The 20,506-nt window shown below is 73.7% G+C and carries 18 protein-coding genes; 9 read left to right on the top strand and 9 right to left on the bottom strand.

Annotation, left to right across the window (positions count from 1 at the left end; all coding sequences use genetic code 11):
- Window positions 1-245: 245 nt before the first annotated feature.
- A complete protein-coding gene (locus ABD811_RS07305) occupies window positions 246-875 on the bottom strand; it encodes an alpha-ketoglutarate-dependent dioxygenase AlkB (RefSeq protein WP_344942777.1) in 630 nt (209 codons plus the stop codon).
- A gap of 276 nt (window positions 876-1,151) precedes the next feature.
- On the opposite strand from ABD811_RS07305, the gene ABD811_RS07310 reads away from it, so the two are divergent.
- A complete protein-coding gene (locus tag ABD811_RS07310) occupies window positions 1,152-1,700 on the top strand; it encodes a CGNR zinc finger domain-containing protein (RefSeq protein ID WP_344942780.1) in 549 nt (182 codons plus the stop codon).
- Window positions 1,701-1,716: 16 nt separating this feature from the next.
- Window positions 1,717-2,937, top strand: a complete 1,221-nt coding sequence (locus tag ABD811_RS07315) for an MFS transporter (RefSeq protein WP_344942782.1) — start codon at window positions 1,717-1,719, stop codon at window positions 2,935-2,937.
- An 11-nt stretch (window positions 2,938-2,948) separates the two neighbouring features.
- Here the strand turns inward: ABD811_RS07315 and ABD811_RS07320 are convergent, their stop codons facing one another.
- The 7 genes from ABD811_RS07320 to ABD811_RS07350 form a co-directional block, all read right to left on the bottom strand.
- Window positions 2,949-3,950: a zinc-dependent alcohol dehydrogenase family protein gene (locus tag ABD811_RS07320; RefSeq protein ID WP_344942785.1), complete on the bottom strand. Its 1,002-nt coding sequence runs from the start codon at window positions 3,948-3,950 to the stop codon at window positions 2,949-2,951.
- 32 nt (window positions 3,951-3,982) lie between these two features.
- Window positions 3,983-4,777: a DeoR/GlpR family DNA-binding transcription regulator gene (locus tag ABD811_RS07325; protein ID WP_344942788.1), complete on the bottom strand. Its 795-nt coding sequence runs from the start codon at window positions 4,775-4,777 to the stop codon at window positions 3,983-3,985.
- A 10-nt stretch (window positions 4,778-4,787) separates the two neighbouring features.
- Complete coding sequence (locus ABD811_RS07330) at window positions 4,788-5,837, bottom strand: NAD(P)-dependent alcohol dehydrogenase (RefSeq protein ID WP_344942792.1); 1,050 nt, start codon at window positions 5,835-5,837, stop codon at window positions 4,788-4,790.
- Window positions 5,830-6,681: a carbohydrate ABC transporter permease gene (locus tag ABD811_RS07335; protein ID WP_344942794.1), complete on the bottom strand. Its 852-nt coding sequence runs from the start codon at window positions 6,679-6,681 to the stop codon at window positions 5,830-5,832. The genes ABD811_RS07330 and ABD811_RS07335 overlap by 8 nt, the downstream gene beginning before the upstream one ends.
- On the bottom strand, window positions 6,678-7,625 hold the full coding sequence (locus ABD811_RS07340) for a carbohydrate ABC transporter permease (protein ID WP_344942797.1): 948 nt from the start codon (window positions 7,623-7,625) through the stop codon (window positions 6,678-6,680). Before ABD811_RS07340 ends, ABD811_RS07335 begins: the two co-directional genes overlap by 4 nt.
- Window positions 7,622-9,037: an extracellular solute-binding protein gene (locus ABD811_RS07345; protein ID WP_344942800.1), complete on the bottom strand. Its 1,416-nt coding sequence runs from the start codon at window positions 9,035-9,037 to the stop codon at window positions 7,622-7,624. Before ABD811_RS07345 ends, ABD811_RS07340 begins: the two co-directional genes overlap by 4 nt.
- Before the next feature lie 273 nt (window positions 9,038-9,310).
- Complete coding sequence (locus ABD811_RS07350) at window positions 9,311-10,216, bottom strand: LLM class flavin-dependent oxidoreductase (RefSeq protein WP_344942803.1); 906 nt, start codon at window positions 10,214-10,216, stop codon at window positions 9,311-9,313.
- Window positions 10,217-10,525: 309 nt separating this feature from the next.
- On the opposite strand from ABD811_RS07350, the gene ABD811_RS07355 reads away from it, so the two are divergent.
- Window positions 10,526-11,461, top strand: a complete 936-nt coding sequence (locus ABD811_RS07355) for a hypothetical protein (RefSeq protein WP_344942806.1) — start codon at window positions 10,526-10,528, stop codon at window positions 11,459-11,461.
- A gap of 98 nt (window positions 11,462-11,559) precedes the next feature.
- Here the strand turns inward: ABD811_RS07355 and ABD811_RS07360 are convergent, their stop codons facing one another.
- Window positions 11,560-11,925 (bottom strand): YybH family protein, encoded by a 366-nt coding sequence (locus ABD811_RS07360; RefSeq protein WP_344942809.1) that lies wholly within the window; start codon window positions 11,923-11,925, stop codon window positions 11,560-11,562.
- A 115-nt stretch (window positions 11,926-12,040) separates the two neighbouring features.
- On the opposite strand from ABD811_RS07360, the gene ABD811_RS07365 reads away from it, so the two are divergent.
- The 6 genes from ABD811_RS07365 to ABD811_RS07390 all read left to right on the top strand — a co-directional run bounded on the left by ABD811_RS07365 (window position 12,041) and on the right by ABD811_RS07390 (window position 20,502).
- Complete coding sequence (locus tag ABD811_RS07365) at window positions 12,041-12,946, top strand: LysR family transcriptional regulator (RefSeq protein WP_344942812.1); 906 nt, start codon at window positions 12,041-12,043, stop codon at window positions 12,944-12,946.
- Between the two features lie 149 nt (window positions 12,947-13,095).
- A complete protein-coding gene (locus ABD811_RS07370) occupies window positions 13,096-14,520 on the top strand; it encodes a hypothetical protein (RefSeq protein ID WP_344942815.1) in 1,425 nt (474 codons plus the stop codon).
- Window positions 14,521-14,604: 84 nt separating this feature from the next.
- Entirely contained in the window at window positions 14,605-15,348 is a 744-nt protein-coding gene (locus tag ABD811_RS07375) for a response regulator transcription factor (RefSeq protein ID WP_344942816.1), read from the top strand.
- Window positions 15,345-16,802 carry a HAMP domain-containing sensor histidine kinase gene (locus tag ABD811_RS07380; protein WP_344942819.1) on the top strand — a complete coding sequence of 486 codons (1,458 nt, stop codon included), beginning with the start codon at window positions 15,345-15,347 and terminating at the stop codon, window positions 16,800-16,802. The genes ABD811_RS07375 and ABD811_RS07380 overlap by 4 nt, the downstream gene beginning before the upstream one ends.
- A 110-nt stretch (window positions 16,803-16,912) precedes the next feature.
- The gene (locus ABD811_RS07385; RefSeq protein WP_344942822.1) at window positions 16,913-18,286 is read left to right on the top strand and encodes a bifunctional glycosyltransferase family 2/GtrA family protein; all 1,374 of its coding nucleotides are present in this window, start codon (window positions 16,913-16,915) and stop codon (window positions 18,284-18,286) included.
- Window positions 18,283-20,502 (top strand): ArnT family glycosyltransferase, encoded by a 2,220-nt coding sequence (locus ABD811_RS07390; protein WP_344942824.1) that lies wholly within the window; start codon window positions 18,283-18,285, stop codon window positions 20,500-20,502. Before ABD811_RS07385 ends, ABD811_RS07390 begins: the two co-directional genes overlap by 4 nt.
- The last annotated feature ends 4 nt before the right edge of the window (window positions 20,503-20,506 follow it).

Raw genomic sequence — 20,506 nt, forward strand, 5'->3', positions numbered from 1 at the left:
ATCTGGCTCCGCAGCCTGCCAGCCCTCCCATGATCTGAACTAAGAACAGGCCCTAGTCCGCGCCAGGCCCCGCTCTACGGTGGGCCCGCCGCCGCGCGAGCGGACTGGTGACCTGGCATGACCTGGTCTGCGGGTCGGTGGTGGACCGTCCGACGGTTGTCAGGCGGGCAAGGTGGCCGATGCGGCGTTCCCTTGGTCGCGTGCGAGCCGATCAGAGGGGCGCGCCGGCGTCGGTGCCCGGTCTGTCAGCGGACGCCTCTCGGGCGGTACTGGATGCTGATTCGAGGGCCGGAGTCCTTGGCGCTCTTGGGGATGCTGTGCTCCCAGGTGCGCTGGCAACTGCCGCCCATGACGATCAGGTCGCCGTGGCCCAGGTCGTAGCGGAGGGCGGAGCCGCCGGAACGGGGGCGCAGCAGGAGGGAGCGGGGCGCGCCGACGGAGACGATGGCGACCATCGTGTCTTCCGTGCTGCCGCGGCCGATGGTGTCGCCGTGCCACGCCACACTGTCGCGGCCGTCGCGGTAGAGGCAGAGGCCGGCGGTGCGGAAAGGCTCGCCGAGTTCCTCGGCATAGTGGGCGTTGAGGGCCCGCTTGGCCTGGTCGAGGAGCGGGTCGGGGAGTTCGGCGTCCTCGTCGTAGAAGGCGAGAAGGCGGGGGACGTCCACCACGCGGTCGTACATGTGGCGGCGTTCGGCCCGCCAGGGGACCGCGGTGAGCAGGCGTTCGAAGAGCGCGTCGGCGCCGGCGATCCAGTTGGGACGCAGGTCGATCCAGGCCCCATGGGTGAGCGGGACGCGCCGGACGGACTGTCCGAGTTCGCGTGGGCCCGCCTCGTCCCAGGAGTCGAAGATCGAACCTTGGAGGGCGCTCTCCATGCCGTCATGCTACCCACCAGGTCAAACACATGTTCGAGGGCCTGGGAGTCCCTATCGGCCCGTGAGTCCGAGCCTTCGAGCGGCGTTCCACGCATCCGGCCCGTCGGGGAACGCCGCAACATCATCGTCCAGCGGAGGGCGATCCCGCCGGTGCCACCGCGTCATCGTTCCTGAGCAGCCCGGCCGTGGTCAGGTGACTCGGGTGGCCGACGTGCGTGGGGGGCCGCTTCCGGCCATGTAATGTTTTTCGGCCGTCTATTCGATTACGGTGCCGGTGTGGATGCTTCGGGAGCGGACGCGTACCGCAACGATGGGGTGGGAACCGCCGTCGCCTTGGTCAATGCGGTCACCGCCTGCGGCGCCGACGCCTCTGACGAAGGGCTGCGGGAGATTCTGCTGGCCTTCAAGTACGCGGCCGCGGAGCTGTCGGCGCCGGAGGCCTCGACGTTGCGTCGCTGGGCCCGGGACCTGCGGCCGGTCTTCGAGGCCGAGGACGTGACGGCGGCGGTCGCCCTGCTCAATGGGTTGCTGGCCGCCGTCCCCATGCAGCCGCACATCTCCGACCACGGTCTGGGGCCGCACATGCACTACGCGGTGTCCGGTGCCGCGTTGCCCGACCGGCTCCGGGCGCACACCGCGATGGGTCTGGCGACCCTGGTGTGCGAGTACGGCGTCGACCGGCTCGGTGTCTGCGCCCTGGACGATTGCGACCGGGTGTATGCCGACCTGAACAGGGGACGGCGGCGCCGCTACTGCTCGCGGGCCTGTCTCAACCGCGGCGGCGTCGCCGCTTTCCGTGCCCGGCGGCGGACGCCCGGGCCGTAGATCGCGCTGGAGGACCATGAGCCGTGCCGCCCGCCGCAACCTGTGCACGCTCGCACTGACACTGCTGCTGCTCAAGTCGACCTGGTTCTCGGCCTCCGCCGTGATTCCCCAGTTGCGCGCCGAATGGGGGTTGTCGGCGGGCGCGGCCGGCTGGCTGACCATCTGCGTGCAGTGGGGTTTCGTGGCCGGAGCGCTGGTGTCGGCGGCGACGAGCCTGCCGGACCGGATGGCTCCCGTCCGGCTGATCTTCGTCAGTGCTCTGGGCGCGGCCGTGGCCAACGCGGCGTTGCTGGCCGCCGACGGTGTCGTCGTGGCGAGCATGGTGCGCTTCGCGACCGGGTTCTTCATCGCGGGCGTGTACCCGCCGGCGCTCAAGCTCGTCGCCACCTGGTACCGGACCGGCCTGGGCGCGGCCATGGGGCTGCTGGTCGGCGCGCTCACCGTCAGCTCCGGGGCGCCGCATCTGGTCAACGGCCTGGGCGGGCTGGACTGGCACACCGTCATCTGGGCGACCTCGGTGCTCACCGCGCTCGGTGGGACGATCGTGGTGGTCGCCGTCCGCGAAGGCCCGTACCCCTTCCCGCGCGCCCGTCTGGAGCCGCGCCTCGTCGGACGGCTGCTGGCCGACCGCGGCACCCGGCTGGCGGTGGTGGGCTACCTGTGCCACATGTGGGAGCTGTACGCGATGTGGTCGTGGTTCCTGCTGTTCTACTCGGCGGCGCTGCGGCCGCGCGGTCTGGACGACTCGGCGCTGGCCGCCTACGTCACCTTCGCGGTCTTCGTGGCCGGCGGGGTGGGCAACTATGTCGGCGGTGTCCTCGGCGACCGCTTCGGCCGTGAACGCGCGGCGATCTGGATGATGGCCGGGTCCGCGGCCTGCGCACTGTTGATCGGCTCGCTGCTGCACGCGCCGCCCTGGGTGCTGGCGCTGGCGGGGCTGCTGTGGGGCTTCACCGTGGTCGCCGACTCTCCGCAGTTCTCGGCGCTGGTCACCGAGCTGGCCGACCAGCGGCTCGTCGGCAGCGCGCTGACGGTGCAGATGGCCTGCGGGTTCACCCTCACCGGCGTGACGATCTGGTTGGTGCCGGCGGCGGCGGACGCGGTCGGGTGGCAGTGGGCGTTCACCGTGCTGGCGCCGGGGCCGCTGTGCGGGATCGTCGCGATGCGGCTGCTGACACGTCACCGCGGCGCGCCGCCACCGCCGCCGGGACGCGGGGCGGCGGGCGTCGGCACGTGAGCATGTGGCCGTCAGTCGGCCGCGGCGCGGATCTGCAGCTTGCGGCCGATGCCGTCGCGGAAGGCGTTCAGGGCCTCGGGGTAGCGGTCCAGGGCGAACCGGTCGCTGATCACGACGTCGGGGTCGATGACACCGCGGCCCATCAGGTCCACGGCACGGCCGAAGCTGTGCAGGACGGCCATGCTGCCGACAATGGTGATCTCGTCGTTGTAGACGCGGAACGGGGAGAAGCGGGCGGTGGCGTCGGCGGGCGCGACGCCGAACTGCTGGAACGTGCCACCGCGGCGCACGCGGGTCAGGCCGTCCTCGATGGCGGCGACCACCCCGGTGCAGTCGATGACGACCTCCCAGCCCTGCGGGCGGTCGAACTCGTCGGCCGAGGCGGCCACCGCGTCGGCGCCGAGACGGGTCGCGACCGGCAGCCGTGCGGCGTTCAGGTCCACCACCGAGATGGACGCGGCCCCGGCGCGGCGAGCCAGTTGCAGCATCATCAGGCCCATCGTCCCCGCGCCGTAGATGAGGTAGTGGTCGCCCATGCGGCGCGGCAGCAGGTCGAACCCGCGCACCGCGCACGACAGCGGTTCGATGAGCGCGGCGTGCGACACGTCCAGGTGGTCGGGGAGCCGGTGGCAGTTGGCGGCGGGCGCGAGCGCGTACTCGGCGCAGGCGCCGTTGCGGGTGACGCCGATGGCGTTCCAGTTCTCGCACAGGTTGCCCTGGCCGCGTTCGCAGTAGTGGCAGGCGCCGCAGAACAGCGACGGGTCGACGGCCACGCGGTCGCCGGTGCGCAGGCCCGCCACGCCCGCGCCGACGGCGACGATCTCACCGGCGAACTCGTGGCCGGGCACGATCGGGTACGGGGTGGGTGCGAAGTCGCCGTCGAAGATGTGCAGGTCGGTGCCGCAGATTCCGCAGGCGGCGACGGCGACGACGACCTGGCCGGGCCCGGGCGCGGGGTCGGGCACGGTGGTGACGGCCACGGTTCCGGGGGTCTCGATCAGCGCTGCTCGCATGCCGGCACGCTCCTTGTCAGCGGGGTGGATCTTCAGGCGGGGTGGACGATCTGGACGGGGACGCCGAGGCCGCGCAGCGCGTCGATCTCCTCGGCGGGGGTGGCGGCGTCGGTCACGACCAGGTCGTAGCGGGCGGCGTCGCCGTAGGCGTAGGTGGCGGTCTTGCCGAACTTGGAGTGGTCGGCCAGCAGGATGTTGCGGCGCGCCGCGGCGAGCATGGCCTCCTTGACCTCGGCCGAGTCGCGGCTGGGGTGGAACAGGCGGCCCTCCAGCACGGCGGTGGCCGACACGAACGCCTGCTCGGCGGTGATGCGGGCGAGCGCGGCGGTCACGTCGGGGCCCGAGCAGGAGTTGAAGTCGCCCCGGTAGCGGCCGCCGAGCAGCACCACCTCCACGCCGTCGGCGTGCCCGAGGATCATCGCGATCGCCAGCGAGTTGGTGACCACGGTGAGCCGTTCCACGCCGGCGAGGCGGCGGGCCAGCGGGTGCAGGGTGGTGGAGTCGTCCAGCAGCACGGTGGTGCCGGGACGGACCAGCCCGGCGGCCGCCGCGCACAGGGCGTCCTTCTCCGTGGCGTGCAGGCGTTCGCGGAACCGTTCGGCGCTCTCGACGGTCAGCGACGGCAGCGCCGCGACCCGGCCGCGCAGCTTGCGCAGCAGCCGCCGCTCGACCAGGTCGTCCAGGTCGCGGTGCACGGTCATCAGGCTGACCCCGAACCGCGCGGCCAGGTCGTCGATGCGCGCCTCGCCGCGTTCCATGACGTGACGCAGGATGTCCTGGCGGCGTCGTTCCACGGCGGCCTCGGAGGGACGCCCCTTGCGGTTCACCCCTGTCCTCTCAGGGGCGCACGACGGGCTTGATCGCGGTCTCGTCGCGGGCCGCCACGGTGAGCGCGCGTTCGGCCTCGGCCAGGTCGAAGCGGTGGGTGACGAGCCGGTCGAGGTCGACCTTGCCGGACGCGGCCAGCGCGATCGCGGTCGGCCAGGTGTTGGCGTAGCGGAAGGTGCCGGTGACCTGGATCTCGTGCCGCTGGACGTGGTCCAGCGGCAGCGGGATCTCATCGCCGCCCATGCCGATCAGCACCACGCGGCCGCCGCGGCCGACCAGGCGGATGGCCGCGCCGATCGCGGCGGGCACGCCCGAGCATTCCAGCAGCACGTCGGGTTCGAAGCCCGACACGGGACGTTCGGCGACGTTGACGGTGGCGTCGGCGCCCAGGTCGGCGGCCAGCTCCAGGCGGTGCGGCCGCACGTCGGTGACCATGACCTCGCCGGCGCCGAACGCGCGCGCCGTCTGCGCCGCGATCAGCCCGATCGGTCCGGCGCCGGTGACCAGGACGCGTGAGCCGGGGCCGACGCCCCCCTTCTGGCACGCCCACACCCCGACCGACAGGGGTTCCAGCAGCGCGGCGGCCTCGTCGGACAGGGTGTCCGGCACCGGGTGCGCCATGGCCTCGTGCACGACGACGTACTCGCTGAACGCGCCGTCGATCGGCGGGGTGCCGAAGAACCGCATGTCCGGGCACAGGTTGTAGTGGCCGGTGCGGCACTGGTCGCAGGTGAAGCACGGCACGCCCGGTTCGATGGACACGCGCTGCCCGGGGTGGTTGCGGGTGACGCCCGGCCCGACCGCCGCGACCACGCCGCCGGACTCGTGCCCCAGGACCAGGGGCCGGCGCACCACGAAGTTCCCGATGCGGCCCTCCTCGTAGTAGTGGACGTCGGAGCCGCAGGTGCCGACGGCGCTGACCCGTACCAGCACCTGGCGGGGGCCCGGTTCGGGCACGGGACGTTCGTCCAGCACCAGGTCGTGCACCCCGCGCAGCAGCGACACCCGCATGGTGGCGGGAATGGTGTCGGGAATGGTGGCGGGGATGGTCTCACTCACCTGTGACCGCTCCTAGCGTGAGGCCGGTGACCAGCCACCGGCGGACGGCGATTCCTACGAGCATCATCGGGACGACGACGATGGTGCCGATCGCGGTGAGCTGTCCCCAGTCGATGCCGGTCTGGGTGACCAGCTGGCTGGCCGCGATCGGAAGGGTCTGGGAGCCGGGGCCGCTGAACACCAGCGCGAAGGCGTAGTCGTTCCAGGAGAACACCAGGCACAGCACGAACGTGGTGACCAGCCCGGGTTTGGTCAGCGGCAGCACCACGTACCAGAACGCCTGCCACCGCGAGCAGCCGGCGACCAGCGCCGACTCCTCCAGGGAGTAGGGCACCTGGGCGAAGAACGCGCTCATCAGCCAGATCGCGAACGGCAGGCTGAAGGTCAGGTAGGCCAGCACCAGGCCGGGAATCGAGTCCAGCAGGCCGAGCCGCCGGTAGATCAGGAACAGCGGCAGCACGACGGCGGCGATCGGCGCCATGCGGGTGGAGATGATCCAGAACGACAGGTGCCGTTTGCCGCGCGTGCGGGTGCGGGCCAGCCCGTACCCGGCGGGCGCGCCGAGCACGACCGCCAGCACCGCCGCGGCCCCGGCCGCCAGCATGCTGTGCCAGATGTAGGGGGCCAGGTCGTTGGCGCCGGTGAACAGCTCGCGGTAGTTGCCGAGGGTGGGGGTGAACAGCAGGTCGGGCGTGGCGGCGGTGACCTGCTCGGACGGTTTCACCGACGACAGCGCCATCCAGGCCAGCGGGACCAGGGTCCAGGCCAGCCCGACGGCGACGACGACGGTGGCGGCGACGCGGGAACGGCGGCTGCCGCGCTCCAGGGGCGTTTCGCGGGTCATCGGGTCAGTCCCTCCCGGTCCAGGACGCGGATGAACGCGCGGGCGACGACGATGGACGCGGCGAGCATGGCCAGGCCGATCGCGGCGGCGTAGCCCAGGTCGAAGAAGCGGAACGCGGTCTCGTACAGCCGGACCGGCACGGTCTTGGTGGCGTCGGCGGGTCCGCCGCCGGTGGTGACCCAGATGACGTCGAAGTAGCGGATGGCGTCCATCGAGCGGATCAGCAGCGCCACCAGCAGCACGTTGGAGATGGACGGCAGGATGATGTGCACCAGCATGCTCCGGCCGCCGGCGCCGTCGATGGAGGCGGCCTCGCGCAGGCTCGCGGGGATGGACGTCAGGCCCGCCAGCGCGATGAGCGTGATGAGCGGCGTCCACTCCCACACGTCCATCAGCACCACGGCGGTGAACGCCGACACCTTCGAGCCCATGATGTCGCCGTCGTAGCCGACCTGCCGCAGCACCCAGGTGTACAGGCCGAAGGTGGAGTCGGTGAGGAACCGGCCGAGCAGCCCGACGATGACGGGCGCGACGAACATCGGCAGCAGCAGCAGTGTCAGCGCCGCGTTGCGGCCGCGCGCCAGCCGCCACACCGCCAGTGCCAGGCCGACGCCCAGCAGCATCTCCAGCCCGACGGTGAGGGTGAAGTACACGGCGGTGCGGACCCAGGTCCAGCCCAGGTCGGGGTCGGTGAAGAACCGTGTCCAGTTGTCGGTGCCGACCCACTCCAGGCCGACGCCGCCCAGCAGCCGCACCCGGGCCAGGCTCATGACGATGATGGCCAGGAACGGCACGATCGACAGGGCGGCCAGCAGCAGCAGGCCGGGCGCCATCATGCGTCCCTCGAAGCCGGGCAGCCGGCGGGCGCGTCGTGTGCGCGGTGCGGTGCGGGCGGTGCCGGTGGCGCTGTCGGCGGGGGTGGCGGGGGCGGTGGAGCTGGTCATGCCGCCCACCCCCTGGCGATGATGCGGTCGAAGCGTCTGCGTGCCGAGCGCATCGCCTCGGCGGGCGAGGCGTCACCGGCCAGCATCCGCGACACCTCGGTGTAGATGGCGGTGTCGCACTCGTTCCACATGGGGATCTTGGGGCGCAGGCCGATGTTCTCGGTGCGCCAGGTCCGTTCGACGGCGTCGGTGGTCAGCAGGTTCGGCATCGGTGACGGGCGGCGGGCGGCGGCCTTGACGTCGGGACGCTCGTACACCGACCGGCGGGTGGGGGTGCCGCCGCCGACCTTGCTGGCCAGGCCGCGCAGCTGGGTGTCGGGGGAGGTGGCCCACAGCAGGAACAGCCAGGCGGCGCGGCGTTCGTTGGGCAGCGTGTTGGCGCTGATGGCGATGCCGGTGCCGCCGTACATGCCGGCGCGGCGGGCCGGTCCCTTGGGCAGCGGCGCGTAGCCGACCTTGCCGGGCATGACCTCTTCGTTGCTCGCGGCGAACTCGTGCCAGTTGGGGCACATGGCCAGGCGTCCGGCGCGGAACGCCGCGCCGACGCCGTCCCAGTCCCAGGTGCGCGAGGCGGGGTCGGCGACGGCCAGCAGTCTGCGGTAGAACTCGGCGGCGGTGACGGCGGCGTCGGCGTCCAGGCGGCACGGGCCGGGGTCGACGGTGCCGAGCCGTCCGACGGCGGGGTCGTCGTCGAAGTAGCTCCCGCCGTGGGCCCACAGCACGTTGGAGAAGTCGTTCATCAGCGAGTCGTGCTGTTTGGCCTGGTGGCCGGTGCCGTAGGGGACGTCGTCGACGTTGTCGGTGAACCACTTGGCGATGGCGTAGTACTGCTCCCAGGTGGAGTCGTCGCCGGGGGTGGGGTCGAAGCCCAGGTCGGCGGCCATGCGGTCGTGGTACTTGTCGAACAGGTCGCGCCGGTACTGCCAGATCATGGTGGGGCAGTCGTAGGGCAGGGCGAACACCTTGTCGGAGGCGGCGAAGCGTCCTGCGGCGTCCAGCTGGGTGGGGATGAAGTCGCCGAATCCGCCGGGCAGGGGCGGCAGGCTCGGGTCGGCGGCCAGTTCGCGCAGCTCGACCAGACCCTTGGAGTAGGGGGCGAGCACCTGGTAGGGGTCGGCGTAGATGACCTGGTACTGGGCCTCGCCGGAGGCCAGGTCCAGGGCGACCTTCTGCACCAGGGCCGACAGTTCCAGCGTGACGATGTTGACGCGGATGCCGGTGAGCCGGGTGAACGGCCGCAGGTCGGCGGCGATGGCGGCGGTGGGCGCGGTGTTCTCGGAGATGAAGTTCAGGGTGGTTCCGGCGAACTGCCGCCAGGGGTCGCCGGTGGCGCGGCGGGGCGCGTCCTTGCGGGTGCCGCAGGCGCCCAGCAGCAGCGCGCCGCCTCCGGCGGCGGCCGCGGCGCGCAGCACGGTCCGCCGGGGCAGAGTCGTCGCGGGGGACGTGTGGTGAGGTGACGTGGCTGGGGCGAACGTGTCTGGAGCGAAGGTGTCGTGGGAGGGGGCGGTTCGGGGAAACGGAGGGTCGGCGGGGGACGGAAGGTGAACGGCCATGGACACTCCCTGGTGTGACTGCCGTCACCTTCATCACTTATCAGACAAACCGCCCGTTGTTAACACTCTTTGTGTGAAGAATCCGCGCGGACGCCGGACTCACCCCGGTTCACTGCGGATTCCCTGCGGGGTTCACTGCAGGAGCGCGCGGGCCTCGGCGAGCCGGTCGCACTGCTCACGCCAGTCCCCTCCGGCCACGCCCACGACGACGTCCCGGACCCCGGCGTCGGCGTAGGCGGCCAGCCGGTCGGCCACCCGCGCCGGCTCGCCGGTGAGCGGGAGGTCCATCACCTCCTCAACCGGCCGCCCGTACGCGCCGGCGATGCCGGCGGCGATGTCGGCGCGTCCGGGGAGGTCCGCCTCCTTGCCGACGGCTCCGGTGGCGCCGACCGCGATCCGCGGGACGGGCCGGTCGTGCGCGGCGGCCAGTTCGGCGAGCCGGGCCGCGCCCTCGGCGACCTGCCGGACACCGATCAGGGAGGGGAACCAGCCGTCGCCGAACCGGGCGGCCCGCCGGATCGCCGCCGGGGAGGCGTTGCCCACCCACACCGGCGGCATCGGCACGGCGGGCGCCAACTGGACGTGCGGTTCGCCGGGCTCGCCCGGCAGCCGCACCCGCTCGCCCGCCAGCAGGCGCGGCAACAGTTCCAGCGCGGTGTCGGTGCGGGGGCCGCGCTCGCCGTAGGGGACTCCGGCGGCGGCCCACTGGCCGGGCCCGCCGCCCGACCCGACGCCCAGCACCAGCCGTTCGTCGCAGACGTGGCGCAGGCCGGCGATCTGCTTGGCGGCCCAGGCCAGGGGGCGGATGGCGGGGACGAACACGCTCGCGCCGACCCGGATGCGCGAGGTCGCGGCCGCCGCGGTGGCCAGGGCCACGGTCACGTCCAGGGCGGGGGCGCCGGTGGCCAGATGGTCGCCGTGCCACACGCCGTCCAGTCCCGCGTCCTCGGCGTGCCGGGCGGCCTGCCGCAGGTCCAGGCGCTGCCGGTGTTGCACGGTGACGCCGGGCAGGATCACCCCGATGCCGAGCACGGCCATGATCACTCCTTAACGTGTCGGTGTCGTCGGGGGCGAGCCTGCAATGTCAACCGAACCTGAGGTCAAGCGGCTGCGCCGTGCTCCCGCGTGCTCTCATGTGCTCCGTTGTGCCCCCCTTGTGCCCCCCTTGTGCCCCCCCGCGCGGGGGAGGCGGATCGGCCGCGACGGGGAGGTGGCGGCGGGCGGGCGCGCCGGAACATGGCGGTCATGGAGTCGACCATTCGAGCAGCGGCACGGACGCAACAGCGGGCGGGCGCCGCACCGCCGGGTGCCGCGCCGGCGCGTCCTGCGGTGGCTCGGGCGGCACTGGTGGGCGCTGCGCTGTACGGCATGCTGCGCGTGTACTGGCAGGCGGGGCACATGCCCGAGGCCCTGTCGCCGGTGGACGGGGACCTGATGGTGTTCACCGGCTGGTCATCGGCGGGCCTGTGCGGCGCCGCTGCGGTGGTGTCGGGGCTGCTGTGGGCGTCGCCGAAGGCGGTGACCGTGGGGCTGCCGCGTCGCGGGCTGCTGGCGGCCGGCTGGGCGGTGAGCGCGGCGCTGGTGGCGTCGGCGGCGTTGTTCCTGCTGGACGTGGTGGGCGGGATCCTGCCGGGGCTGGGCGTCCGCTTCTACCCGCTTGGGGCGCTGAGCAGGGCGGCGTGCCTGGGCGTGGCCGTACTGGTGGGCCTGGCGACGCTGGCGCACCAGCGCCGCACCCGGGACGGCTGCGCGGTGTGCGGTCGTGGCGACAACGCGCCCGCCGCGCTCGGCCACACCCCGCGCTGGGTGTTCGCCGCCGCCTACCTGGCGGTGGCCGGGTGCGCGCTGCGGCTCGTCGCGCAGGCGTGCGTGGGGTTCGGGGAGAACCCGATGACCGGCGGGGTGTCGGCGGTGTTGTTCGAGGCGGGGTTCGTGCTGGCCGGTACAGTGCTGCCGCTGGCGCTGGCGCACGGCTGGGGGCGGGTGTGGCCGCGCTGGGTTCCGCTGGCGGCGGGACGGAGGGTGCCCCGGCCGCTGGTGCTGTGGCCCGCGGCCGGGATCTCCGGCGGCATGGTGGTGTACTTCGGGCTGATGCTGGTGCTGATGGTCGGGGAGCGGCTGCAAGGCCGCAACCCGTTCCCGCCGAGCGGAGGGCTGGTGCTGCCCGAGGCGTTCTTCTGGGTCGCCGTGCCGTCCTACCTGCTGTGGGGCGTGGCGATGGCGGTCGCGGCGGCCGGGTACGCGCGCCGCACCCGCACCGCCTGCCGCTCCTGCGGCCGCTGACGTCGCCGGCCCCACAAGCCGGCCCCACGAGCCGGCCGCCGGGGTGCCCGCCGCCGAGTTGCCGGGCGTCGGGTTGCCGGGCGTCGGGTTGCCGGGCGTCAGCCCGCGGCGGGGACGAACTCGGGCTGGTCGAGCAGGCGCAGCCAGCTTCCGTCCGGCTGGCGGCGGACCACCTGGGCGCGGGCGCCCGCCCCGTCCTTGGGCGGGGTGCTGGTCAGGGCGATGTCACCGCTGATCAGGGTGGGCAGCGGCGGCTCGGGCTCGAAGCGGGGCCGGGCCGCCAGCACCTTCTCCCACAGCTCGCGGATGGCCTGGCGGCCCACGGTCTGGGCGCCGGGCGGGTAGGCCATCACCGCGTCCTCCTCGTACAGCGCGGCGATCCCGGCGGCGTCGCCGGCGTTGGCGCGTTCGACGAACAGGCGGGTGAGGTCTTCGGGGCGCATCGCCTTCTCGTACTCGGCCATGACGTCTCCTCTTCGAGGTTCTTCGAGGTGGGTTCGGGTGGAACGTTCTTCAGCCTGCCCGCGCCGCTGCCAGAAGTCCAACAGATTGTTCTGATGGAAACTAGAATCAGCAGTTATGGAATTGCGGCAGCTGGAGTACTTCGTGGCCGTGGCCGAGGAGCGCAACTTCACGCGGGCGGCCGAGCGGGTGCGCATCAGCCAGTCGGGGGTCAGCGCCCAGATCCGGCAGCTGGAGCGCGAGCTGGGCGCCGAACTGTTCGACCGTTCCGGCCGCACCGCCACGCTGACCGTCGCGGGCAAGGCCGCCCTGGAGCACGCCCGGGCCGCGCTGGCCGCCGCCCGGGCGGTCGAGCAGGCGGTAGGCGAGGTGAGCGACCTGATCCGCGGCCGCCTGGCCGTCGGCATGGTGGTCGGCTGCACGGTCACGCCGCTGTTCGACGCCCTGGCCGGGTTCCACCGGGCGCATCCCGGGGTGGAGATCGCGCTGCTGGAGGACGGCTCGGACCGGCTGGTGGACGGGGTGCGCGACGGCGCGCTGGACCTGGCCCTGGTCGGCACCGCGACCGCCGCCCCGGGCGGGCTGCCCGCGCTGACGGTCACCAGCGATCGGCTGGTCGCGGCCGTGCCCGCCGGGCACCCCCTGGCCGACCGGCCCCACGTCACGCTGGAGGACCTGAGGGCCCATCCGATCGTGTGCATGCCGCCCGGGACGGGGCTGCGCACGGTGTTCGACCGGGCGTGCGCCGCCCGCGACGTCCACCCGGTGATCGCGTTCGAGGTCAGCGCCGCCGATGCCATCGCCGACCTGGCGGGCCGCGGCCTGGGCGTGGGCATCCTGTCCAGCTCCATGGCCGGGGCCTACCGCGACCGCCTGACCGCGCGGGTCATCGACGACGCGGACGCGCCCGCCATGCTGGCCCTGGTCTGGAAGAACACCCACACCCCGGCCGTGCGCGCCTTCCTGGCCCAGGCCCGCCGCGCCTTCGCCGGCGCCTCTTCGCGCGTTTCCGACGCGGGGTGAGAGCGGGGTGAGAACGGGCCGGGTTCGGGGGCATACACAGCGGCGACGTGTCGGCGGCGCCGTCCAGGCGAACTCGAGATCGATCTCGACTTGGGGTCAACGGAAGTTATGGTGAAGGTGAAGACCAGTACGTCATAGGGGGCGTGGCCGTGGACGAGCAGGTCGAGGACACCGGCGGCGAGAACACCGGCACGGGCAAGGCCGTGGCGGTGCCCGAAGCGGCACCCGAGGCGGCGCCGCAAGTGGTGCCCGAGGTGGCGGCCGACCGTCCCTCCGGGCAGGGCCGTCCCGACCCGCACGCCGTGGCGCTGCCGGCGCGGCTGGACCGGGCGGCGGCCGAGCGGATCGAGGACGTGTGGCAGGGCGTGCTGGCGCCGTCGGCCGCCGACGCCGCCCGGTTGGCGGCCACCGCGTCCGGACCCGTGCGGCGGCTGGGACGCCAGGCGGCCGAGCGCGCCGCGACCCGCATCGTGGAGCAGGTGTCGCGCAGCCCCGCGATGGACGCCGTGGAGCAGGCGGCCCGCCAGGCCGCGACGCGGCTGGCGCGGGAGGCGGCCGACCGGGCCGTGTCGCAGGCCCGCGCGGCGGCCGAGTCGCACGTGCTGACCGGCACCGCGCTGGAGGTCGGCACCGCCGCGGTGGAGATCGTCGAGCAGGCCGCGTCCCATCCGATGGCCGAGGCGGCGTGGCGGCTGGCCGTGCGCAGCCCGCTGGCCCGCGCCGCCACCGCCACCGCGCTGGAGATGGCCGAACGCACCGCCTCCTCGCCGGTCGTGCAGGCCGCCACCCGCCAGATCGTCGACTCGGCGCTCGACACCGTCGCCGACGTGGCCGTGGACGTGGCGCTGGTCGCCGGCCGCGACATCGTCGTACGGGTCGTGCGGCAGACCGCCCGCGAGGCCGCCCGCGAGCTGGCCGGGACCGCTCGGGCGCGGGCGCGGGAGGCGGCCGACTGGGCGGGGATCACACCGGTGACCTCGGCCGTGGCGGACATGGCGGTCGAGGTCGCCGACGCGGCCGCCGAGGCCGCCGGACGGGCGTCCGGCAACGCCCGGATCCGCTCGGCGGGCGACCTGGTGGCCGCCGTCGCGGGCAGCGCCGTGGCCCGCACCGCCCGCGACCTGGCGGCGCAGGCCGCCACGCGCGCCGCGACAGCCGCGATCGAGGCGGTCATGGCCGAGCTGCTGCGCGACGCGCTGCGCGAGGCGATGAAGGTCGCGTTGCGCGGGCTGATGCGCGAGGTGGCGCGGGAGGTGGTCATAGACGTCATGCGCGGCGGCTGGACCGCGGCGACCCGTCCGGCGCCCGAGCCCGCGTCCCGGCGCGACGGCCAGGTGTCGGTCGCCGACCTGCTGACCCGCGCCGCACGCGCCACCGCGTCCCTGGCCGGGCCCGTGACCTCGGAGGTGTTCGGCGCGGCCACCGGCGCCCCGGTGCCCGCCGTGCCGAAGATCAAGGTCGGTGCGCTGCGGAACCCGTCGCGTTACAGCGCGGGGCTGCGGCGCCGTCCCGTGCCCGCCGCGGCGCCGCGTCCCGCCGTGTTCGTCCCGCTGCCGCCGGACGCCCCGTCCTGAGGGTGCCCTGAGGGTTCCTGAAAGATCCATGAGAATGGTCCGCGCCGTGCGTGGGCACCGCTGCCCGCTGGTTACGGTGTGTGCATGGAGCCGGGGACGCAGCAGGCGGCGGCGGGTGCGCGCATTCTGGTCGTGGACGACGAGCCCGCGGTGCGCGAGTCGCTGACCACCAGCCTGGAGTTCGAGGGGTACCGGGTCGCCGGGGCCGCCGACGGCGTCGCCGCGCTGGAGGAGGTCGAGCGCGCCCGTCCCGACCTGGTGGTGCTGGACGTGCTGATGCCGCGCATGGACGGGCTGACCGCCTGCCGCCGGCTGCGGGCCAGGGGCGCGATGATGCCGGTGCTGATGCTGACCGCCCGCGACATGGTCGGCGACCGGGTGACCGGGCTGGACGCCGGCGCCGACGACTACCTGGTCAAGCCGTTCGAGCTGGACGAGCTGCTGGCCCGCGTGCGGGCCCTGCTGCGCCGCAGCGCCATGGCCGTCGCGGCCGCCGGCGCCGCCGGCGGCGGGGACGGCGCGCAGGACCTGCTGGCCTTCGACGACCTGCGGATGAACACGCTGACCCGCGAGGTGTCGCGCGCCGGCAACCCGCTGGAGCTGACCCGCACCGAGTACATGCTGCTGGAGATGTTCCTGCGGCACCCCCGGCAGGTCCTCACGCGCGAGCAGATCCTGGAGACGGTGTGGGGCTTCGACTTCGAGCCCGCCTCCAACTCCCTGGAGGTGTACGTGATGTACCTGCGCCGCAAGACCGAGAACGGCGGCCTGCCGCGGCTGATCCACACCGTGCGCGGCGTGGGATACGTGCTGAGATCGGCGTCATGATGCGCCGGCTGCCGCTGCGCGGGCGGCTGGCGCTGCTGATCGCACTGGCGGTGGCCGTGGCGGTGGCGGTGTGCGCCTCGGCCAGCTGGTTCCTGGTGCGCGACCAGCTGTACGACAAGCTGGACCAGCGGCTGATGGGGATCGGCGGGCCGCTGATGGGCGAACACGGCGGTCCCGGCGGCCCGGGCGGGCCCAGCGTGTTCCGCATGCGGCGGGACCTGGCGTTCGTGCTGGCCGCGTGCACGCCGACCGCCACCAGCGAGGGCCAGGTGCGGCCGCTGCCCGGCCCGTACACGATCATGCAGGTGGTCACCCCGCAGGGCGGCCCCTGCACGGTTCCGGGCGCCGGGGCGCTGACGGTGACGCCGGCGGACGCGCAGGTCGCGCGGGGAGCGCGGCCGGACGCGCTGCACGACGGCACCGGAGTGGACGCCGACGGGAACCGCAGGGACGTGCGGATCTTCACCCGTCCGTTCCTGGCCGAGGACGGCACCCGCGCGGCGGTGTCGTTCGCGATCCCGCTGGAGGAGGTCACCGCGCCGCTGAACACGCTGGCGCTGTTCCTGGTGGCGGTGACGGCGCTGGGGGTGCTGGCGTCGGCCGGTGCGGGGCTGGTGATCGCGCGGGCGTCGCTGCGTCCGGTGGACGAGCTGACCGAGGTGGTCGAGCACATCGCCCGCACCGAGGACCTGGACACCCGCATCCCCGAGGAGGGCCGCGACGAGATCGCGCGGCTGAGCCGGTCGTTCAACACCATGACCGCGGCGCTGGCCGCCTCCCGTGAGCGGCAGCAGCAGCTGATCGCCGACGCCGGGCACGAGCTGCGCACGCCGCTGACCAGCCTGCGCACCAACATCGACCTGCTGCTGCGCTCGCAGGAGACCGGGCGGGAGCTGCCGCCGGACACGCGGCGGCGGATGCTGGTGAACGTCAAGGCGCAGATGCAGGAGCTGTCCAGCCTGGTCGGGGACCTGCTGGAGCTGGCCCGTCCCGCCGAGCAGGAGCCCTCGCGGGAGATCGTGGCGTTGCACGAGGTGGTGGGACGCGCGGTGGAACGTGCCCGGCTGCGCGGCCCGGGGCTGCGCATCGGCACGGAGGCCAAGCCGTGGTTCGTGCGCGGCGACCCGGGGTCGCTGGAGCGGGCCGTGGTGAACCTGCTGGACAACGCGGTGAAGTTCAGCCCGCCGGGCGGCGCGGTGGACGTGCGGCTGAGCGCGGGCGAGCTGACCGTGCGCGACCAGGGGCCGGGCATCTCCGCCGACGAGCTGCCGCACGTGTTCGACCGGTTCTGGCGTTCGCCGTCGGCGCGGAGCCTGCCGGGGTCGGGGCTGGGTCTGTCGATCGTGGCGCGGGTGGTGCGCGAAAGCGGCGGCCAGGTGAGCCTGGACCCGGCGGACGGGGGCGGCACGCTGGTGCGCGTGCACCTACCCGGCTCCCCGTCCCGCCCGGACTGAAACGCGCCCCCCGGGGCCGCCACCATTTGTGACGCGGGCGGGCGGGGTTTCTCATGCGGGGTTAAGGAAGGACTCAGGGCCTTCCCACACCGCCCGGTCAGCGTGTTCCCATGAGTCACTTGGTCACCGATCGGGCCGACCCCGCCGGGCCGTCGCCGTCCCCGCCCGGTCCGGGCGGACGGGGACGCCTGGTGGAGATCGCCGTGCCCGTCTACAACGAGGAGCACGTGCTGGCGGGCAGCGTGCGGCGGCTGCACTCCTATCTCGAGCAGACCTTCCCCTACCGGTTCCGCATCACCGTGGCCGACAACGCCAGCACCGACGGCACCTGGCGGGTCGCGCGGGAACTGGAGGCCGAACTGCCGGGAGTGCGGGCGGTGCGGCTGGAGCAGAAGGGCCGGGGCCGCGCGCTGCGGCACGTGTGGGGCGCCAGCGACGCCGACGTGGTCGCCTACATGGACGTGGACCTGTCCACCGACCTGGACGCGTTCCTCCCGCTGGTGGCGCCGCTGATCTCCGGGCACAGCGACCTGGCGATCGGGTCGCGGCTGACGCGGGGGTCGGCGGTGGTGCGCGGCCCCAAACGGGAGGTGATCTCCCGGTGTTACAACCTGCTGCTGCGCACGACGCTGGCGGCCCGGTTCACCGACGCGCAGTGCGGTTTCAAGGCCGCCCGCACGCAGATCGTGCAGGCGCTGCTGCCGTCGGTGGAGGACGAGCAGTGGTTCTTCGACACCGAGTTGCTGCTGCTGGCCGAACGCAACGGGCTGCGCATCCACGAGGTGCCGGTGGACTGGGTGGACGACCCCGACAGCCGCGTGGACGTGCTGCGCACCGCGCTGGACGACCTGAAAGGCATGGCGCGGGTGGGACGCCGCATGCTGACGGGCGCGTTCCGCGCGCCGGTGGGTGGGCGGCCCAGGCCCCGGCTGCCGGCCGGGATGGCGCGGCAGCTCCCCTCGTTCGCGATCATCGGGGTGTTCAGCACGATCGCGCAGCTGGTGCTGTTCGTGCTGCTGCGCACGGTGATGGGGCCGCTGTGGGCGAACGCGCTGTCCCTGGTGGTCACCACGGTCGGCAACACCGCCGCCAACCGCCGCTTCACCTTCGGGGTGACCGGGCCCGAGCGGGCGCTGCGCCAGCAGCTGGAGGGCGGGCTGGCGTTCCTGCTGGGATTGGCGCTGAGCACCGGGGGCCTGGCGCTGCTGCACGCGCTGACGCCCGGCGCGTCCCGGGTCGTGGAGGTGGTGGCGCTGGTGTGCGCCAACGGGGTGGCGACGTTGGTGCGGTTCCTGCTGATGCGCGCCTGGATCTTCCACCCGCGGCGCCTGGGACGCCCCGCCGCGCCCGTCTCCGCGCCTGTCCCCGAGACTGTCCCCGAGACTGCCGCCGCGTCCGCTTCGCCTCCTGCTTCGGCTCCTGCTTCGGCTTCGTTTTCGCGTGATCCTGCCCAGAGTCGTCCCGACACGGAAGAGACCCGATGACCACCCCCGCACATTCGACACAGACGTTCCCCGCGGCGTCGCAGCAGACCCGCGCCACCGGTGACGGCCGTGGTGCGCCACGCGGGTCCGGCCGTCTGCGGCGGCTGGCCCTGGGCGGCCCGGACGACCCGCGCTGGTCGCGGCCCGCACTGTGGGGGGTGCTGCTCGCGGCCTTCGCGCTGTACGTGTGGGGGCTGTCGAAGAACGGTTACGCCAACACCTACTACGCGGCGGCGGTCAAGAGCGCGACGCAGAGCTGGAAGGCGTTCTTCTACGGGTCGCTGGACGCCGGGTCGTTCATCACCGTGGACAAGCCGCCGATGGCGTTGTGGGCGATGGCGCTGCCGGCGCGGGTGTTCGGGTTCGGGTCGTGGAGCATGCTCCTGCCGCAGGCGCTGCTGGGCGTGGCGGCCGTCGCGGTGCTGCACGCCACGGTGCGGCGCGCGTTCGGGCATGTGGCGGCGCTGGTGGCGGCCGGGGTGCTGACGCTGACGCCGATCACCGTGGCGATCAACCGCGACAACAACCCCGACACGCTGCTGGTGCTGTTCCTGGTGCTGGCCGCCTGGGCGTGCCAGCGCGCCGTCGAGTCGGGGCGGCTGCGGTGGCTGTCGCTGGCGGCGGTGTTCGTCGGCTGCGGGTTCAACACCAAGATGCTGCAGGCGTTCGTGGTGGTGCCCGCGCTGGCGCTGGCGTACCTGGTGGCGGGCAGGCCCGGGCCGGTGCGGCGGGTGTGGCACCTGCTGGCGGCCGGTGGCGTGCTGGTGGTGGCCGCCGGGTGGTGGATGGCGATCGTGGACGCCGTTCCCGCCGACCGCCGCCCCTACATCGGCGGCAGCGAGAACAACAGCGTGTGGGACCTGGTGATCGGCTACAACGGCCTGGGCCGGGTGTTCGGTGAGGGCGACGGCCCCGGCGGTGGCCCCGGCGGCGGGCCGGGCGGTGGCGGTGGTTTCGGTGGCGCCGCGGGCGCGGGCCGCATGTTCAACCAGATCGTCGGGGGGCAGATCTCCTGGCTGCTGCCGTTGTCGGCCGTCGCGCTGGTGGCGGGGCTGGTGCTGCTGCGCAGGCGGCCGCGCGCCGACCTGCAGCGTGCGACGCTGGTGCTGTGGGGCGGCTGGCTGGCGGTGCATTTCGTGGTGTTCAGCTTCGCCCGGGGCATCTTCCACCCGTACTACGTCACGGCGATGGCCCCGGCGATCGGCGCGTTGACCGGCGCGGGGGCGGTGCTGCTGTACGAGGCGTACCGGCGTTCGGCGGCGTGGGCGTGGGTGCTGCCCGCGGGCGTGGCGGTCACCGGCGGGTGGGCGTTCGTGCTGCTCGACCGCACTCCGGAGTGGCATCCGTGGCTGCGGTGGCTGGTGGCGGCGGTGACCGTGCTGGCCGTGGGCGCCTTGCTGGTCGCCCGGTTCGGCCCGCGGGCGGGACGGTCGGTGACGGTCGCGGGGCTGGTGCTGGGGTTGGTGGCGGTTCTGGCGGGGCCGGGCGCGTACGCGGCGTCGGCGGCGTCGTCCCCGGTGAACGGCAGCAATCCGCTGGCGGGTCCCGGCACGCAGATGGGGCCCGGCGGGTTCGGCCGTCCCGGTGGCCGGGGGTTCCCGGGCGGGCAGGGGTTCCGTTACCGGGGTGATGGCGCGCGGCGTGGCATGCCGGGCGGGGCTTCCGGTGAGGTTCGTGGTGGCATGCCGCAGCAGATGCCCATGCCCGGGCCGGGTGCGGGCTTGGGCGGCGACGGCTCGGCGGGCGTGCCCGGTGGCGCGCCTGGCGGCTCGGGCGGGCCTGGCGGGTCCGGTGGTGGACGCGGCGGCATGGTCGACCAGCAGATGATCTCCTACCTGGAGAAGAACCAGGGGTCGGCCGAGTGGCTGGTGGCGGTGTCGAGCGCGATGGAGGCGTCCTCGATCATCCTGCAGACCGGCCGTCCCGTCATCGCGATGGGCGGCTTCAGCGGCCGTGACCCGGCGATGACCGTGGACAAGCTGCAGCGGTACGTCAAGGAGGGCAGGCTCCGCTACATCCTGCTCGGCGGGCGGGGCTTCGGCGCAGGCGGCCCGGGCGGCGGTGGTTCCGGTGGCGGCTCGGACGTCTCGTCCTGGGTGCAGCAGCACGGCGAGCAGGTCGACCCGAGCGAGTACGGCGGCTCAAGCGGCGACTCGACGTCGGGCAGTGCGACGACGTCGCCCATGGGCGGCGGGCAGCTGTACCGGTTGGGCTGAGGAG

The organism is Actinomadura miaoliensis (assembly GCF_039536785.1).
Taxonomy (GTDB): domain Bacteria; phylum Actinomycetota; class Actinomycetes; order Streptosporangiales; family Streptosporangiaceae; genus Spirillospora; species Spirillospora miaoliensis.

What these genes read in the sequence shown, in the direction of transcription:
- ABD811_RS07305 (WP_344942777.1), bottom strand. Translation starts at nt 875, where the DNA reads ATGGAGAGCGCCCTCCAAGGTTCGATCTTCGACTCCTGGGACGAGGCG.
- ABD811_RS07315 (WP_344942782.1), top strand. Translation starts at nt 1,717, where the DNA reads ATGAGCCGTGCCGCCCGCCGCAACCTGTGCACGCTCGCACTGACACTG.
- ABD811_RS07320 (WP_344942785.1), bottom strand. Translation starts at nt 3,950, where the DNA reads ATGCGAGCAGCGCTGATCGAGACCCCCGGAACCGTGGCCGTCACCACC.
- ABD811_RS07335 (WP_344942794.1), bottom strand. Translation starts at nt 6,681, where the DNA reads ATGACCCGCGAAACGCCCCTGGAGCGCGGCAGCCGCCGTTCCCGCGTC.
- ABD811_RS07340 (WP_344942797.1), bottom strand. Translation starts at nt 7,625, where the DNA reads ATGACCAGCTCCACCGCCCCCGCCACCCCCGCCGACAGCGCCACCGGC.
- ABD811_RS07350 (WP_344942803.1), bottom strand. Translation starts at nt 10,216, where the DNA reads ATGGCCGTGCTCGGCATCGGGGTGATCCTGCCCGGCGTCACCGTGCAA.
- ABD811_RS07360 (WP_344942809.1), bottom strand. Translation starts at nt 11,925, where the DNA reads ATGGCCGAGTACGAGAAGGCGATGCGCCCCGAAGACCTCACCCGCCTG.
- ABD811_RS07365 (WP_344942812.1), top strand. Translation starts at nt 12,041, where the DNA reads ATGGAATTGCGGCAGCTGGAGTACTTCGTGGCCGTGGCCGAGGAGCGC.
- ABD811_RS07375 (WP_344942816.1), top strand. Translation starts at nt 14,605, where the DNA reads ATGGAGCCGGGGACGCAGCAGGCGGCGGCGGGTGCGCGCATTCTGGTC.
- ABD811_RS07380 (WP_344942819.1), top strand. Translation starts at nt 15,345, where the DNA reads ATGATGCGCCGGCTGCCGCTGCGCGGGCGGCTGGCGCTGCTGATCGCA.
- ABD811_RS07385 (WP_344942822.1), top strand. Translation starts at nt 16,913, where the DNA reads ATGAGTCACTTGGTCACCGATCGGGCCGACCCCGCCGGGCCGTCGCCG.
- ABD811_RS07390 (WP_344942824.1), top strand. Translation starts at nt 18,283, where the DNA reads ATGACCACCCCCGCACATTCGACACAGACGTTCCCCGCGGCGTCGCAG.